2 protein-coding genes are annotated in these 18,593 nt (G+C 66.0%); both read right to left on the bottom strand.

Going from position 1 to position 18,593, the window contains the following annotated elements; all coding sequences use genetic code 11:
- Positions 1-258 precede the first annotated feature (258 nt).
- On the bottom strand, positions 259-1,953 hold the full coding sequence (locus CVM73_RS04745) for a ShlB/FhaC/HecB family hemolysin secretion/activation protein (RefSeq protein ID WP_100230859.1): 1,695 nt from the start codon (positions 1,951-1,953) through the stop codon (positions 259-261).
- 4 nt (positions 1,954-1,957) lie between these two features.
- A complete protein-coding gene (locus CVM73_RS04740; RefSeq protein WP_100230858.1) occupies positions 1,958-18,562 on the bottom strand; it encodes a leukotoxin LktA family filamentous adhesin in 16,605 nt (5,534 codons plus the stop codon).
- Positions 18,563-18,593 lie beyond the last annotated feature (31 nt).

The raw sequence follows: 18,593 nt of genomic DNA, 5'->3' as shown, positions 1-18,593 counted from the left end.
TCGTCATTGCCGGAGTCTCGAGCAACACGCTCCGTGTCCCGGACGCGGTGCGGACGCAGTGACGCTCCGCAGAGCCGGCACCCAGAAGCCGCTGCACTTTGCTGCTCGGGCCCCGGCTCTGCAGCGCACCGCCGAAGAGGCGCTGCGCTGCGTCCGGGGCACGAGATCGGGAATTTGGCGTAGCATTGCATCAAGACCGTCATCGCGAGCCGACGGCTCCGCGAAGCAATCCGACGGAGAGATCGGAGCAGCCCGAGGCTACGACTTGCTCCTGCCGGCCACCGCCGCCACGGGCGCGGGGCTTTCCTGTTTCTGGAACATCAACAACGGCCGGAAGATGATGCGGCCATAGGCCTCGTAATGGTTCTGGGTCGAGACCGCCATCTTCAGCGGCGTCGCGTAGTTCGCCTCGAACGTCATGCACGGCGCGTAGGTCCAGGAGAAGCCGACGCCGACCGAGGCCAGCTCGGTCACTCCAGGGAAGGTCGAATACACCGCACCCCAGTCCGTGAAGATGTAGGTGTCGAAACCCCTCAGCCATTGCGACCAGTTGTAGTGCAGCTCGGCGTTGAAATAATAGCCGCTGTCGCCGGACGCCGAATTGGAGGGATAGCCGCGTACGGTGGTGGGCCCGCCGATCGAGAAGATCTGGTCGCCCGGCAGCAGCTTCTCCTGGGTGTATTGCCAGCTCGCCAGCACATTGGCGCTGAAGTTCGCCGGCCCCGCGGCACTGGTCGCGATCAGCGAGCCGGTATAGGTGTTGAACGCGCGGTTGTTGCCAAGCACGTAATCATGCCACGCGACGTAGTTCACCGCCGGCGAGACCGTGATCGAATAAGTGTTGCCGGACTTGGTCACCGAGACGCCCGCCGTGGTCTTGTCGTAGTGATCGTCGGTGACGGCAACCGTGGCGAAGCGGCTGACCGTCTTGCCCTCGGTCAAGGCGGCATTGAGCAGCACCAGCCAGTCCTGCGTCACCCAGACCGGCTGGCTGAAATTGACCGCGGCCTGGCTCGAGCGTCCGGTGACGTCGAGCGCGACGAACGGCCCCTGGATGATCTTGATCTTGCCTTCGGTGTAGCTGACGCCGGCGCGGCCGCCCCAGGGATTGACCGGTATGCTGTAGGCGACGTTGCCGTTGAGATTGCCGTCGGAGCGGACGCCGTAGAAGGTCAGGCGGTCGTCGACGCCGAACAGGCCGTGGCGCTTGTAGAAGGCCCCACCCTCCCAGCGCCCGGTGTTCTCCGCGCCCTGGTTGTCGGTGAAGAGCTGCAAGGTGTCGACCGGCGGCTCGATCACGGCGAACTGGAGGTCGGTGAGGCCAAAACTCGTGCCGGGCTGCAGCAGCGCCTTGATCTGCACGTCGTTGGTCCGGTTGAACCAGATCACGTCGCGGTTGAGCTTGGGAACGTCGAGGACCTTGCCTTCGGGCTCCTTCACGCGATCGAGGATATAGTCGGTGCGGGTCTGCTTGTTGCCCTCAATGGTCGTCTTCTGGAGACGACCCTCGGTGAGCTTGATGCGGACGATGCCGCCCTTGGCGTCCTGCTCCGGCAGCGTCGCGATGCCCGTGACGATGCCGCGCGCGGCGTAGATGGCATTGATGTCGGCGACGAGCTGCAACAATGCGGCAATGTCGACATCCTTGCCGACATATTTCTTCGCGATCTCATCCAGCTCGGCCGGCGTGATGAACTTGGACTCGTCGAACGTGACCTTGCGCAGGCGGAATTTCGGCCCGCCCGGCTTCAGGAGCTGGGATTTTTCCCGCTCGCCGCCGATCACCGCCGGCCCCGTGAGCTTGGGCGGCGCGCTCTGCTGCTCGAGCTGCCGCCGCTGCCGGTCGACGTCGTTCTGGATCACGCCTGGATTGATCGAGGGCACCTGCGCGCGCGCGGGCGTGATGCAGGACGCTGCAAGCCCGATCCCCAAAGCCGCCGCCAGAATCCGCATTCGCTTACCACGCCTCCGCGAGACGGGCCGCGGCCGGTTTCGCCGTCTGGACAGAAGCGTCCTTCCAGCCCGCGCGCCCCAGACGCTGTCCCTGACGGCGCAGCTTGCGCATGTCGCTGAGCCCTTCGATATTGACGGCGGGGCCGGACCCGATCGCCTCGACCGGACGCGGCGTCAGCAGCGCGTCGAGCCGCGCCTGACCGGAGAGACCGAGCAGGTAGAACGTCCCGCCATCCTTCTTCGCCAGCCAGTTCTCGATGCTCTCTCTGCCCTCGCCGTCGACCGCGATGTTGCGCATCATGCTGGCACCGGTGAAGACGTTGCAGCAGGTGTGGCTCGGCCCGTAATTAGTGACGGTCGCGGAGACATCGCCGGTATAGAACACCACATAGGCGTTGCTGACACTGGCGTTGCCGACCTGGCTCATCGTGAACACGCCGCCCGGCTGGTAGAGCTGGAGCGTCGGCCAGTTGGACGGCGCCAACGTGCGGTTGTTGAGCAGCACTTGCTGGGTGGCAGTGGTGAGCATGAGCTGGCCCGGCACATAGCCGTTCAGGATCGAGACGGCGTGCGCGTCGGTCCAGAAGTTTGCATCCACCACCCTGAACTGGTTGACGATGATGCTGTCAGGGTCGATCCAGACGTTGGCAGATTTGGCGACGCCGCCGTTGTAGCCGGTGATGTTCAGGATCAGCGGGATCGCCGGGTTGGACCGGATCTGCTCGCCCCTGACGTTGATCGTATCGGCCGCGAGATCGAGCTCGCTCACGACGCTGACCCAGTTGATCGTCAGATCTCCCGACGACCGCATCTTGACGACGTTGCCGCTGATCCGGTCGAACGAGACCGATCCGGCCACCTCGAAATGCGTATCGCCGTGGGCAGAGATCGAGCCGCCGCGCAGCGAGCCGGTGTCGGACCTGGCGTTGAGGTCGCCCGCATCGCCCGGGATGCCCGTCGTGGTGAGCTGGCTGAAGACGATGTCGTTCACGGCGTGCAGGGTCTGCGTGCCGCCGCTGATGGCGGTGCCGACGGTGATCCCTCCCGCCGTCGCGGTGACGTCGAGCGTGCCGCCAACGTTGAGATTATCCCAATGAACCACCGTGCCGCTGAGGACCGCGTTGCCGGTCGAGGCCGTGAGGTTATGGCCGGTGTTGGTGCCCGCGGCGATCAGCCTCGCAGAGCCGTGGGCCGAGACCGAGCCCAGCGTCGGGACGCCGCCTGATGTCACCGTCTGCGCGAGGATGAAACCGTTGTCCGCGTTGACGTTGATGCTGCCGGCATCGCCATTGATGCCGGTTGCGGTAAGCGCGTTGAAGGTGACGTTGTCGCGTGCGTGAATGGTCTGCGTGCCGCCGCTCTGCGCGGTCTGGAGGTTGATGCTGCCCTGCCCCGCGGTCACGCCCAGCGTCGTCCCGACGTTGAGGACGTTCCAGTTGATCGGTCCGCCATTGGCCGTCAGCAGCCCGGAGCCGGTCGTGGCAGCGAGCGTGTTGCCAGTGATGGTCGTGGCGGCCAGCAGGCTCGCCGAGCCGTGAGCCGAGACCGAGCCCAGCGTGGTCACGCCGCCCGAAATCACCGTCTGCGCCAGGATGAAGCCGTTGTCGGCGGTGACGTCGATGTTGCCGGCATCGCCGCTGTTGCCGGTCGTTGTCAGGGACTTGAACGTCACATTCTGGGTCGCACGAACCGTCTGCGAGCCGCTGCTGTCGGCGGTGCCGATCATGATGCTGCCGTTGTTTGCGATCGCGCTGAAGCTGCCGCTCGCGCCGGTCGTGGTGCCCGCCAGCACCTGGTCGAGCGTCAGCCCGCCCGTGCCGACGATGGTCACACTGCCCTTCACAGCGGACAGCAGGCTCGCCTCGGTGTCGGTCAGCGCCTTCAGGTAGATGCTGCCGGCGCTCGTGCTCGCCGACAGCCGCGCGGCGTTGGTGGTGAACCGGCCCGTCGCGTTGCCGATGCCGTTCGATGCACTCAGCGACACTTCGGCGCCGGCGCCGGACACGAGGAACTTGGTCCGGCCGTCGCCATTGTCGATGATCGCTCCGAGCGAGGCAACGCCGCCGGCGGTGACGATGATCGAGGCCCCGTTCGAAGCGGCCGCATAGGACAGCGACGAATTCAGCTGGCCGATCGTCGCATCGGCCGTGGTGGTCACCGAGATCAATCCGGCCGCGTCGATGGCCGAATAGGCGCCCATCGACAGCGTGGCGGCCACCAGCGTCACGCCGTCCGAGCTGCTGGTCGCAACCACCGGCGCAGCGCTGGTGCCGACCGCGAAGGTCATGCCGCGATTGGCGAGCAGCTGCATCAGGCCGTTGCTGGTGATGCTGGTATTGATGGTGAGCGCGCCGCGCGCAACGTTCAGCGTCAGCGCGCCGCCGGCCGTCAGCGTCCCGGAGGGGCCACTGGTGCCGACCACGAGATCGCCAGTGACGGCGAGGAGGCTGAGGTCGCCGACCGCCGAGCCGGTCACCGCGCCCGAGATGTTCACCTGGAGCGGCTGGAAGGCCGAGCCGTTGAAGCCGATGCTGCCGCCGGCGCGCAGATCGAGGTCGGTGCCGAGGATGTGGATCGCGGAGCGGTCCGTGAAGCCGGCTTCGGCGTAGATGCTGCCGGTCGCGGCGAGCTGGATCGCATTGCCGGCGGCGATGTTGCCGAGGACGAGATCGCCGGTGGTCTGCTTCACATAGATGCCCTGCGCCGACGAGACCTGGTCGAGCTGGTCGTTACCCGCGTCGGCGAACGCGATCTGGAGCGCATTCGAGCTGGACCCGACATTGCCGCGCTCGGCGATCAGGGTCAGGTTGGCGATATCGCCCGAGATCACGGCGCCGCCCGCATTGGCGGAAATGCTGTTCACGGCGTCGAGCTTGACGTCGCCGCGGCCCGTCACCTCGATGCCGTTGGCCTGCGCGGCCGTGATCGGGCCGTAATTGGCGGTAACGCCGCCGAGCGCGAGGCCATTCTTGCTGCCGAGATAGACGTTCGTCAGCGCCTTGGCCGAGATCGCGATCGGGTTGTCGACGACGACGAGATTCTGCTGCGACAGGCTGACCGTATAGGTCGTGACATGGGTCGTCGGGTCCGTCACCGCGCCGACGGTGAGCTGGCCGGGACCGGCCGAGGACAGCAATGCCCTCTGCTCCGTCGTCAGCGACGAGGCATCGACGCTGGTGAAGGTGAAGGTCTGGGGCGCCGCCGAATTGCCGACCGAGCCGCGCGGCGCGTAGAGCATGATCTGGTTGGCGCTGACATTGGCGATGACGTTCTCGTCGATCGGCGGCGGCGCCGCGCCGATCGACGACGACGAGACGGTGTAGGCCAGCTGGCTCTGGGTCCACTGCGCACCCGCGGTGATGATGCCGTAGACCCGCTCGGTCGATGCCAGTGTGTAGCTGTAGCTCGCATTGTACGTGTCTAGCGCCGTTTGCAGCGCCGTGTTGGTCGGCATGCGCTGGTTGGCCGTCGAAACGCCGTCGAACAGCTTCGTGAACAACGTCGTCGACAGCGAGCTACCGAACAGCGTCCCCAGCGGATCCGAAGGTGCGCTGCCGAGCAAGCTCGTCAGCGAGGTCTTCAGTTCGTCGGTGCTGATCTTGCCGAGCAGGAACTGATCGCGCAGGAACCGCGTCGTGGCCTCGGTCTTCATCTGCGTCGTCGTGACGTTCGCGGGGTCGATGCCGAGCTTGGCAGCCACCTGCGCCCGCAACACCGTCAGGCCCACCGACGTCGGGGCGTAGGTGCTGCCGTTCGGGAAGGCGATGTTCTTGAGCTGGAAGTAATCGTTGTAGGCCGAGGTCACCATCGCCTGGTAGCTGTTGACGGCATTGGTGGCGGCGTTGCCGCTGAGCAGGTCGAGGCTGGCCCAGACGCTCTGCAGATGCTGGCTCTGCGCCTGGGTGAGACCGACCGCCGCCCGGCCGTTCAGGATGCTGGCCTGGTTGCCGTCGGAGCCGGCGGCTTCCAGGAAGACCGGGCCGCCGGTCGACTGGATCGTGCCGAGCCGGAGGTCGCCCTTGGACTGGATGATGTAGGTGCCGGTGGCCGAGGCGCTGTCGAGCACGCCGCCATCGACGCTGCCGCCCGCCTGAACCGTCCCCGTCGCCTGGATCACGAGCGGATTGATGTTGGTCAGGGTGGACGCGCCATTGACGACGGTGCTCCGCGCGCCGATCGCACCGGAGGTGGAGTTGATCTCGATATTCTTGCCGATCACGACCGGGCTCGCGACGTTGTAGGCCGAGGCCGAGTTGATGTCGCCGACCGCGGAGAGGAAGACGTTGCCCTGCGGCGTGGCGCCCGCCGAATTCACCTTGACCTGGTTGATCGACAGCGACCCGACGGCCGCGATCGCGATGTCGCGATCGATCGAGCTCGCAGTCAGGCTGCCGCCATAGAGCTGCACCTGGACGGGAGCCTTGGTGGCGCCGAGCGTGCCGATGCCGCCGTCACCCCGGAGCGTGACGCTCGTGCCCGAGATGACCGGGTTGTTGGCATTTGCGCCGACCGTGATGGACGAGTTGGTGCCGGTGGCGTTGAGCGTCGTCGTGCCCTGAAGGTTGTTGATCGACCCGCTGATGACGATGCCGGAGGTCGAATTAACCAGGACGTCGCTATTGCCGCCGCCGGTGAACTTGATGTTGATCGGATTCGACGCCTTGACCGTATTGGTCAGCGTCAGCGTCAGGTGATCGTAAATCTGCTGGTACCAGTTGAACTGGGCGTCCGCACCGCAGCATTTCTCCGGATGCGTGTTGAGCGGATTGGGGTTGCCGTGCGAGTCGACGCCGTCCGCCCAGTGATAGCTGCCGGTGGCGGTCGTGACCTTTTGGTAGTTGGTGCTCTGCACGCCCGAAACCAGGCTGGTCGTGGTGGTCCAGTTCGCCCCGGTGGCCTGATTGGGCGTGAAGTGCCAGCCGTAGTCGAACTGCGTGCTGTTGGTCGGGCGATCCAGCGTTGCGGTGTCGACCCACTGGTAGAGCATATTCTCTTGGGTCGCGTACTGGATGCCCGACGTACCGGTCCTGGCAGCAAGCATCGAAGCGTCGGGTGCGGGCGCAGTGACGCTGTTGGCCTCGTATTTCGATACCTGCTGGTTGCTCGCGGCCTTGGGATCGTAGACCCACCAGGTCGTCTTGCCCTTGAGCTGGTCGACGATCTCGACCACGCTCTGGGCGGTGGCGCCGGTATTGATGGTGTTGGTGACGAGCGCAAGCCCGCTCGTGTTGTTGACCGTGATCGTGCCGGCGCCGCCCTTGATCTCGATGTTGCCCTGAGTCTGGGTATTGTCGGTCGAGGTCGAGATGATCTTGCCGTTCAGATAGACATAGCCGCCCGCGCCCTGCACCACGCCGTTCAGGACGAACTGGTCGGTGAGAGCGTTGTACCTGACCCCGATCTTGACGTCGTCGCTGACCGACGTCGTCACGGAGCTCGAAACGTCGTAATAAACGCCGTTCCGCGCATTGGCCTGAGCCGCGGCAAAGTCCGCACCATTGTTGCGGTTCTTGAGGCCGTTGGTGCCGTAGATGGCAGCATAGGCGTCGGCGCCGATGTTGACCGAGTAATTGCTGCTCGAGCCGGCCTGGATCTTGCCGTTGATGTTGATCACCGACGCCGAGATGATGACCGCCTGGGCGCTGATGGTCCGGGTGTCCGTCACGGTCGCCGGCGTATCCGCGGTCTTGGGCGTGATCGCATCCGGCTGGATATTGATGACCTGGAAGAAGCCATCGCAGTCCCTCGCACAATTGAACGGCGTCTTGTACGGACCGCTATCGGTGTAAACGTTCCGGCCGTCATAGGTCGTCTTCTGCCATGGGGCGACGACGACATTGGTCGAGCCCGGCGACTGCCCTTCGATGATCTTGAGGGTCGCAACGTCAGGCACGCTGCCGGCGTTGGGATTGCCGGCGGCGCCGGGCGCGCCCTTGCCCATCGGCAGGAAGATCGCCGAATAGAGCGAGGTGCCGTCGTAATACGTCATCAGCATGCGCGCGGTGAAAATCGTGCTGGCGTCAGCGTTGCCGACGGGTTGATACACGCCGTGGCTGCCGTCCGCGCAGCAATAGTAGAAATACGGGTGATCGCTTCCAGAACCGATATGCGGAGCGGTCTCGTAAGCGCCGTAGGCGCCGAGATAGGTCGCCGCCGTCATCACCGCCGTCAGCGCGTCTTCCGGCCTGTTCTCGGTGCTGGCCCATTGCGAGGTGACGGCGCTGCTGCTGTCGTAGAAGCTCCCGATGCCGCCGAGGAAGGTGAACGTACCTTTGGGCACCACGATCTGGACGGTCGCGGCGCTGAGCGACTGCGATGCGACGACACTGCCGAGATTGTTGAGGACCTTGAGCAGACCGTTCGGGTTGTTGGCGGCACCGTTGAAATAGATGTCGGGCGTGCGGGTCAGCACATTGCCGTTCTGGTCGATTCCTTGGCCGCTGTCGGGATCCAGGCGGTTGTAGGTGGCCGAGACGTCGATGACCGGCGATGCACTCGGCATCGCGGTGAAGGTCACGTTGGAGTGCGAATCCGGGTCGACATGGTCGATCTGGCGGTAAGTGATGTTGCCTCCGCTCACATCGGTGACCGTGAGGTTGCCGAGGCTCATGAAGTCGAGGCCCTTGTTCTCGATCTTGATCAAGGGCGAGCTGCGCGCGATGACCGCCGGCGCGGCCGGGTTCGTGCCGCTGTTTCCGGTCAGCTTCTGCGCCAGGATGGAGACGTTGCCGGCGGATACCAGCATGTCGCCGAACGCGAAGGCGTTGCCGGGCGCGTCGGAGGTGAATGGCGCCTGCTTGATCAGCGTGTCGATCTGGCGCTGGATGTCGCCAGTCGGATCGGTGCCGGAGGGCGACATCGTCGCGGGGTTCGTGGCCGTCGCCGCCGCGAGCCGGGAGCGAACCTGCGCCTCGGAGAGGCCGGTCAGCGTCGCCAACTGGTTGACCACCAACTGGTAGGGATTGAAGTTGCCGACGATGGTGTACTGCACCGTCTGGTGGTTCCAGCTCATCACCGGATTGAAGTGATTGATGTCAGAAACCGATTCGAGGGTCAGCGCGGAGTAAGGGCTCGTCGTGCTCAGGGTCGGCGTGCTCGCGCCGAGGTCGATCGTGATGGTCACGTCGTTGTTGATGCCCGCCACCACGAGGCCGTTGAGCGCGACATCGCCGGTGCCGCTGGTGTGGCTGTGGTTGTCGCTGTTCTTGGCGCTGAAGATATCGAGATAGGGATTGTAGTTGCTGCCGTTGCCGGCGGCCGTGACCTGCCCCTGCGTTGCGCCCAGATAGATATTTCGGGCGCCGAGCACGCTCGAGGTCGGAGCGAGGGTCAGACTGGTGGTGTCGTCCGCATTGGCCGTGCCGCGGTACAGCGTGGAGATCGGAATGGCCGTGTTGTTGTAGACCACCGTCGTCGCCGTCGCCTGCACGCTGCTGAAGACCGAGCCGTCGCCGGCAAGGCCGGCATACATGGTGATATCGCGCCAGGCCACGATCTTCGTGTTGTCGCCGACATTCACGGACTGGTTGGCATGCACCCAGCTGTTGGTGCTGGCGCCGACGCCCGCGATCGCGCCGTAGAGGCTGGCGTTGGCATTGTTGGACGCCGCCATCTTCGCTGCCGTACCGACATAGATCTTGCCGGCGCTGAACAGCTCGCGGGCGTTGATGTTCACCGCGAGCGTGGCATTCGCCGTCATGTTGGATTCGGCGCCGCCGCCGGCGAAGAAGCTGGCGGTGGCAAGGCTCGCGGTGTCGGTGGTGTTCAGCGTGTTGTAGGCCTCGATGTTGATCACCGCCGTCGAGGTCCTGGGATCGTCGTTGAGGCTCAGCACCGTGCCGGCGCCGATATTGGTGGTGACGTTCTGAGTCACATAGGACTCGCTGAGCGCGGCCGCCCCCGAGAACGAGCCGCCCGAGCCTGAACGCGCACCGCCGCCGGCCTGGTTGACGATGTCGTTGGCGATGACGACGATGTCGCCGGCCGCCGAGTTGATGATCAGATGCGTTCCGACCTCGGCCGTCGTGGTGGAATCGACGTCGTTCCGCGTCTTGCCGCCGGACACGCCGGCCGTGGACGCCTGATAGGCGTCGCCGCTCGCAAGGTAATTCGTGGTGTGCTTGGCGTCGATGCGGAAGCCGCCGAAATAGAGCGTGTCGTCCGTCGAACCGCCGTCGAACCGCGCATTGGTCACCGCGGTCGAGTTGGTGGTGGCAACCGCCGCCGCGCCGGCATAGGTGCCGCCCGCGCCGACCTTCGCGTTGGAGACGTTGGTGTCGGTGCCGATGGCCTTGATCCAGAGCGTTCCCGTGTAATTGCCGCGGTTGAGGACATCCATGTCCGCAGGCGCGCCCAGATAGGCATAGGTGTGCGCGCTGGATGACGTCTGCGCGACGGTAGCGCCCAGCGCCAGGAAGCCGCTCGAAAGGCCCGCCGCCTCGGCGTATTGGGCACTGTCGTTTTCGGCCTCGATGGTCACGTCGGCGTTGGGCAGCCGGATCCCCGTTCCGCCATAGGCTTTGACAGTCACGTTCTGCGACGCCTGGGCGTAGCTGCCCTGCGCGCCGATCAGCGAGCCGCCGCCGCCGGCGAGCGCCTTGGCCCAGGTCGTCGTGCCGCTGGTCGGAACCAGCGCCTTGGCGCTCACGTCGAGCGCACCGCCCGAGAGGCGGACGTCGTCGCCGACATCGGCCGTCACCGTGGCGCCGACCGTGGACTGTGCGATGGCGACGCCGACGGCACCGCCACCGACCGAAACGCCGATAGCTTCGCTCGACAGGTTGGGCGCAATCGCCGCCGACACCAGCGTGCCGATGCCGCTCGCGGACGTCGTGATCGAGGCGCCGGCGCCGATCTCCGCCAGCACGCCCGAGTTCTCGGTGGCCTCAGCGTCCGCGCCCGTGCCGGCGACGATGCCGCCGCCGAGTGCGGTTGCCGTCGTGCTCAGGGTACCTGACCCGGCTGCACCAATCAGCAATTGCGAAGTGTCAATGGTGGCGCCGTTCAAGACCCGCGCCACGACCGAACTCGTTCGGCTTGCGGTCGCGACCGAAGCGCCGACGGCCACGGCACCGGCGGAGACACCGCCCGTGAAGACCACCTGGGTCGTGGTATCCTGCGCCATGACGGCAGCGCCGGTCCCACCCGTGCCGGTGATCTGACCGCCGAGCAGCGCCGTTACGGTGTTGGTGACATTGCCGACCGCCACGGCTGCGTTGGCGCCGAAGTAAAGCGCCGCTCCGCCGGCGATTGCCTCGGTGTCGATGGTCTTGCCGCCATAAGGTCCGGTGTTGGCGTCCTTGACGACCGCCGCAACGCTGACGGACGGCGCCGCGACGACCAAAGGCGTATCCGCAGCCACCAGCACGCCAGAGCCGTTGCGTCCGTAGTCACTGAGATTGGCGAGCACGGTGCTGTTGACGCTGGTGTAGCCGATGCCGGCCCCGATGCCGACATTCTTGGCAAAGCCGGCGCCGAGCAGATACATCTTGGCCGCATTGGCGCTGGTCGCCGTGACATTGACCTGCGTGCCCGCGACGTTGCCGCCCGCGATCTGCGCGACCACCACGTCGTTGCCGCCGCTCAGCACATTGCTGACGTCGTAGGTCGAGCTGACATTGGCGCTGTTCGGATTGCCCGCGGTGCCGCTGGCGACTGCGTTGCCGCCGTGCGTGTTGCTGGTGCCGTTGTTCACGGACGCGATAGTGCCGTTGCCGCCCTGATTGAGCTGGCCGGTCTGCTGGCCCTGGGTGTCGGCGTCCGCGGTATTGGTGCCGATGATGATGACACCGACGGTCGCGCCGATGCCGACGCTGCCGCCGATGCCGGCGGTGACCGCGTAGGACAGCACCTCCTTGGTGCTGAGCGCAGTGACGTTGATCGCCCCGGACGAGTTCAGATTGCTGTTCCAGCTCTCGGCAACGGTCCGACTCTTGAACACGATGACGTTGGCCGCGGCGCCGACGCCGACCCCTGCCCCGCTGGCGCCGACCGCAAGCGCACCGGCGATCTCCTTGATCGCCACGTCCTCATTGGCATTGATCGTGACCGCACCGGCCGCGCCGCCCGTCACCGATTGCAGCGTGGTGTCGTAGACGCCGGCGATGGTGGTGTTGTTGGCGACCTCGATGTTGGCCATTCCGGCGATCGCCGCCGTGCCGGTCGAGAGCGCGCCGCCGATCGCATAGGCCTCGAAACGGTTCTTGGTCTTGGCCTCGACGTCGAGCGCGCCGCTCAAATTGAGCGCGGTCGTGTGCGGCGCAGTGCCGCCCTCGTAACGAAACTCGTCGCCGACATAGGCCAATGTCCGGTTCGAGGAGACCTGGACCAGGAACGCCGCGCCGATCGCGGCCTGGCTGCCGTATGCGCCAGAACCGTTCGCGGAGAAAATACCGGTGTTGTTGTTGGCGTTCACCGTCAGCGACGAAGCCGTCAGCGCGCCGCCGTCGACATAGGCTTCCGTGGTCGCCTGGAAGACGTTGAGCCCGACGGAACCGGTGTTGAAGCCGACCGCGATCGAGGACGCATCCTGCTCCGCGTTGGCCTTCACGGTGACGGCGCCGACCGTCGGGCTCGACGACTGGACGCCGCCGACCGTGGAATTGGTGATATAGGCGAAGGTCTCGCGCGACATCGTCGTCGAGACAATGGTCGCACCACCGCCACCGCTGCTGCCATAGGCGATGCCGGCGCCGAACGCGCCGGAATAGGAGAAGCTCGACGCAGCGACCTCGATCTGCGGTTTGAGCGTCGACGAGGTCAGGCGCGTGTCGATCGCCGCGCTGTCGATATAGGCCCGCGTCGCCCCGCTCATCACATTGGTGATCGGGTTGATCATGATCGCGATGCCGCTGCTCGCGGCAAGCGAGGCGACGTTGGTCACGACCGCCTGGTGCGAGCTCGCGACCACGGCAAGGCCGCGCACGCTGTCCTGGTTCTCGGAGAGATCGGGCGTCGTGTCGGTCGGCGCATGGGCGGTGCCGAGATCGAAGGCGTGGACGAGCGTGCCATTGTTGACCGACAGCGTATCGGTGCTGCTGGTCCCGAGCGCGTCGACCCTGGTGCTCGCCCCGGAGATATAGGCCGCGGTGGTTCCGGTGATCTGGTTGGTCACCAGCGAGCCCGCGCCGCCGGCCGCGCCCTTGCTGATCGAGACGGCACCGGCGGACACGGCCGCCTTGTCGTTGTTGCCGGCGATCACACCGACATTGTTGGTGGCGGTGACGTCGGCGCCGTTGATGCCGTTGGTGCCGGCGGCGGTGATGCTGGCGGTGACGTTTGTCCCCCTCAGATTGGTGGCGACCGAGCCGGCGAGGCCAACCTGCGAGGACATCGCGACACCGACGGCGACCGTCGAGATGCTGGCGTTCGAGTTCGCACCGATCGCGACATTGCCCGAGGCGGCCAGCTTGGAGCCGGTGACGCCGGCGCTGACATTGTTGGCGATGCTGCTGTAGACGAGCGCGAGACCCGCGGCGCTGCCCTGGGTCGAGGCGCCGGCGATCGCGGCGGTTCCGGTGATGCTGGAATTGTCGGTCGCGTTGACGGAGATGTTGCGGCCCGTGACGGAGGATTGCGACGCGCTGGACAGGTTGTTGCCGATGGCCGCCGAAACCGTATTTGCGATCGAGCTGATCGTGGTGCCGCCGACGCCGGCGAACTGTCCGGTCGCAAGGCCGAAGCCGATCGTGACCGACTGGATCTTCGAGGCATCGACCGCGCTTACGCTGACATTGCCGGGCGCCGACATCAGCACGTTAGCGATATAGGCCGAATGCGTCGTTGCGATGGTGTCGTAGACGATGGAGGCACCGACATTGTTCTTGCCGGCCTGGATCAGGCCCGCGACGGAAACGATGCTGGCCCCCGGACCGTTACCCGTGCCGCCGTTGAGCGCGGCCGCGCCGAAGTCGATGCAGTTCTGCCCGCCCGTGCCGCCGGCGACCGTACAAGTGTCTTCGGCGAGATGGTTGTTGTTCGACTTCTTGACGAGGTTGCCGAGCGCCGTGTCCAGCGCCGAGACGGCGCCGCTGTCCGCCAGCACCGTCACGCCTCCGACGTTGATGTTCACCGTCGCGCCGCTGTTGATGTAGGCGGTCGTGGTCGGCGTGATCTCGCTGACGACGATCGCGCCGGCGAGCCCGTTCGAGCCTGCCCCGCCCGAGGCCGCACCGGCCGCAATCACGCTGGCGCTGTCGGCCATCACCAGCAGGGTGTCGTAGTTGGAGATCGACGTGCTGCGGATATGCGCGTCGGTTGCGTTGCCGCCCGTGGGATCGGCGACCGACGCATAGGTCAGCCCGATGCCGACGCCGGCCTGGCCGCCCGAGATATAGAGCGAGCCGCCGCCGATCGCGATGTTGGTGGTCTGGTAGGCGTCGACCTCGAGCGCGCGATTGACGCCGGAGGACTGGCCCGTGATCGTCGAGCTCTCGATATAGGCATTGGCGCTATCCGTGATGATGCCGACCGAGGCCGACAGCGACGCCGCATTGGACTTCGATCCCGCCACGCCGAGGGCAACGACGGTCTCCGAGCCGCCATTGAGCGCCTGCACCGTCACCGAACTCTGGCCGTTCATGGTGGTGCCGTAGATATAGGCAAGCGTCGCATTGTTCGACATCGCCGCAGCGATCGCGCCGCCGATCGCAGCCCCTTGCGCGGATGCTCCGGCCAGATTGAGCGCCGCCGAGCCGGAGCCATTGTTGAGCATGGTGTCGTTCAGCGCCTGGACGATCGTCTTGGTCACCACCGTGCCGGTCGTGGTGTACTTGTTGACCGTCGTGTTCCTGATATAGGCGCTGGTGCCGAGCGAAACGTCGCTGATCGACGAGCTGCCGGCGAGATCGATGCTGAAGCCTTCGGTGCTCGATCCCGAGGTCGAGCCGATCTTGCTCGCGGCCGTCGCCACGCCCGCGGCCCCTCCGGTCGCGCCGGCCCCGGCGGCGCCCGCCTTGTCGGAGAAGCTGGACGCCTGCGGCTCGGAGATCGACGCCGCGACCGCGGCCGCCGTGATGCGTCCGGAGGTGGTCGCGCTGATCGTGAGATTGTCGACATTGACGGCTCCGCTGCCGCCGCTCGTGCCGGCAAACGGATCGTTGGAGCTGAACACGCCCGGGCGAATGTCGGAATGGTTGTCGCCGATATAGGCGGAGGTGTCGGTGTTTGCGCCGAGATAGGCGACCGCCACCCCGACCGCCGAACCGCCGCTGGTGTTCCGGCTCATCGCGCCGGCCAGTGTCACGACCGACAGATCCTGCTGCGCCAGGATGCCGACGGTCGGGGCATAGACGGTGGCCTGGCTCGAGATCGACGCATGCGTCGTGTTGTTCAGGAAGCCGAGCGAGGTGATGCCGTTCAGCGCCAGCGCGCCGGCGGCCTTGCCGGACGACGGCGCGACAGCGACGAACTGGTCAGACGTGATCGCGTTGACGGCGATGTCATCCGACGCCCGCAGCGTCGCGCGGTCCGAAACGCCGGCAATGGTGTTGGTGTTGAACTGGACGAGATTGAGCGCGCCACCGACCGAAGAACCGCCCGACGTGTTGCCGGTCAGGAAGCCGAGCGTACCGACATTGCCGGCGGCGTCGATCGACGCCGTGGTCGTGGTCGCCGCGATCTGAATGGTGGCGTCGTAGGTGTGGACGTCGCCATTGTCCATTCCGGCCGCCCAGCTGCTGCCGCAGGCCGCGGTCGTGCATGTCGCCGTCAGGCTCGCGCTGCCCGCGACCCACGCCGTCGTATTGTTGTTCACGACGAAATGGTTGAGCGAACCGGAGATGCCGATCGTGTCGCCGGCGTCCGCCGTGGCATTGGCGTAGCTGGTCAGGATGTTGCCGCCGACGCCGAGATTTCCATTGAGGTGGCTGAGAACTGCACCGAGCCCATCCCATTTGAGCCAGGTGTTGGTGATCGGCTGTTCGGTGGTGGCATCAACGGCGATATTCGCCGCGTTGATCCAGACCCCGTCGCCGACATAGGCGTTCGAATTGTGGGTGAAATTGCCCCAGGCGACGGCCGCGCTGATCGCCGTGCTCTCCCCGGACACCACGTCCTTGGTGATCGCGCTGGCCGTCGCGTTGCTGCGAACGCCGCGATCGATGACGTTGCTGGCGACGGCGACGTTGCCGCTGGCATAGATGCTCGGCGCGCCGCCGCTCGGATTCTGCGCGATCGCGGCGGTCGCACTCTGCGTGCTGTTGGCGAGGGAAAGCGCGCCGGCGGCCTTGCAATTGAAGTTGAGTGGCATCAGCGAGGACCTGTGGGCCTGGATGATCGACGTCGGCGCGGTGACGGCGCGCAATCCTCTCTCGATCGCCGCGATCAGCGCCGGAAGGCCGGCGATGGACGATGCCATCGTGGAATTGCTCGTGGTGTCGGACGTCGCCTCGACCAGAACGGAACCGTTCATCCGGTTGGCGGTATCGGTTCCGAGCGATGCGCCGAGCGTCGCGGTCACGGACGTCGTAACATCGCTGATGGCCAACGCACCGCCGACGGCGCCGCTCGCCCCTAGTCCCGGCGCCGCAACCGACGTTGCGCTGGTCGAGAACGAATTGTTGTTGATCGCGCGCACCTTCAGCGTGCTGCCGCTCGTGTTCACTGTGCCCGCCGCAAGATGCGCGCCGCTCTCGACGTTCGCGATCGTCGTTACCGATCCCTTGGAATAGGCCACGGTCGGGACGATCTGCGCGCTCGTCGATGCGGCCAGCGCCGAGACGGCGATGGTCGCGTCGTTGAGCGCCTTGATCTCGAGGTTGCCGCCGGCATTGATCGTCGCGCCCGAGGCCACGTTGGTCGTGGCCGTGCCGTCGATCTTGCCGACGACGACACCGGCCGCGACCGGCGTGAGGCTGCCGAGCAAGGTGGACGCGACGGCCGGATCCGACGCGGTCTCCGATGCATGCGCGGAAATGGTGACATCGCCGCGGCCGTTGATGTCGGCATGGCCGTTGATGGTGATGGTCGCCGTAGCGCTGGCCGCGACATAGCCGCCATTGAGGCCCAGCAGCGAGCCGGCCAGCGTCGAGCCGACGAGTGCCAAGGCCCCAACTGGCGAACCGTCGAGGAAACTGGATACAGCGGTCGAGGTCGCGGTGATCGAGACGGTGCCGCCGGTGATCTTGCCGTCGACGGTGATGGCCGTCGCCGCGGTGGCCTGGCCGGACAGCTTGATGTCGCTCGCCGTGGCCCGCAGCGTCACATTGCCGTCGGCATAGGTGGTCCCGCCGAAATTGACCGACTGGGCGAGAATCTGCGCGCCATTCGTGATCTCGATGTTCGGCGCGTCGATGATGACGTTGTTGGCGTTGCCGGTCGAATGGCCGGAGCCATCGAGACGGCGGGCATCGATCAGCGCATGCGCGGCGAGCGTGATGGAATGATCCGCCTGGATGAGATAGTCGGCGCCGGCGCTGAGCCCGGCGAGCGCAGCCGCGACAGAGCTGTTCGACAGCGTCACGCCGCTATCGCCCTGGGCTGCATCACCGACCACGAGGTCGGTCGGGTCGATCAGCAGCGTGCCCGCCCTGCCGTGGTCCGCACTGAGATTGACCTTGATGCCTTGGCCGATGTCGATGACGCCATTGGCGCTGAAATCGACGAGGCCCGCATTGCCGGTCTTCGCGCTGGCGTTGAACTTGGCTCCGCCCGCCACGGTGAGGTTCTGCGCCGCCTTCAGGCGGATCTCGCCGGCATCGCCGGTCCTGCTCGCGATATTGAGTCTGGCGTTCTTGCCGATCTCGATATTGTTGCCGACCTGCACGGTGATGTTGCTCGGCGTCGAGGTCGTGCTGCGCGCCGTCAGGCGTCCGTTGACCCTGGCATTGTTGACCGCGCCGATATGGATCGAGCCGTTGCGCACGGTGATGGCGCTGGCGCTGCGCAGGCCCTTGGAGTTGACGGACGCCGCGAACTTCGCGGCGTGGTCGAGATTGGCGATGTCGCGCTGGCTGGCGCCGCCGACATAGACGTTCTGCCCGGTCAGGCGCACGCCGTCCTGGGCGTTGACGCGGCCATAGATGCGGATGTTGCCATCAGGTGAGACCGGGAACGAGCCCGCCATCAGATTGCCGACGGCCGTGCCGTTGATCTGCCCCTGCGGGCCGATCAGGCTGTCGGTGAACTCGCGCGTCGGCGTCGAGACGTTGAGGCTGCCGACATTGACCACGCCGCTGCGGCCGACCACGAAGCCCTTGGGATCGGCGAAATAGACGTTACCGCCGATCGCGCCGTTCATGTAGGAGTTCAGCGTGCCGTTGACGTAGACCGGGGCGTCGCGAACGATGTTGACGAGGTTTTGCGTGCCGGTCGGCAGTTGCAGGTTGACGGTGTTGCCCTGCCCGACGCTGAACTGCGAGAACGAGTTGAAGGCATTGTTGCCCGAGACCGTCGACGTCGTGACGTTGGTGACGCTGCCGGAGGTCTGCAAGGAGGTCCCGGTGCGTCCATCGGGCACGATGACGTTCGCCGTCTGCGCCTGGACGCGGACGCTGTACACCGGCAGGAAGACCATCTGCATCGCGCAGAGCAGCGATATCGAACGGAAGCGTGCAAGCCCCCGCAGCGTCGTCAGCTCGCCATTGTCTCGCTTCGCAGATGGTCCGCGCATTTCAGATCCTCGTCATCGGCATTGGCGCCGA

Source organism: Bradyrhizobium forestalis, from assembly GCF_002795245.1.
Taxonomy (GTDB): domain Bacteria; phylum Pseudomonadota; class Alphaproteobacteria; order Rhizobiales; family Xanthobacteraceae; genus Bradyrhizobium; species Bradyrhizobium forestalis.
This window is presented reverse-complemented; position numbering and strand designations above follow the sequence as displayed.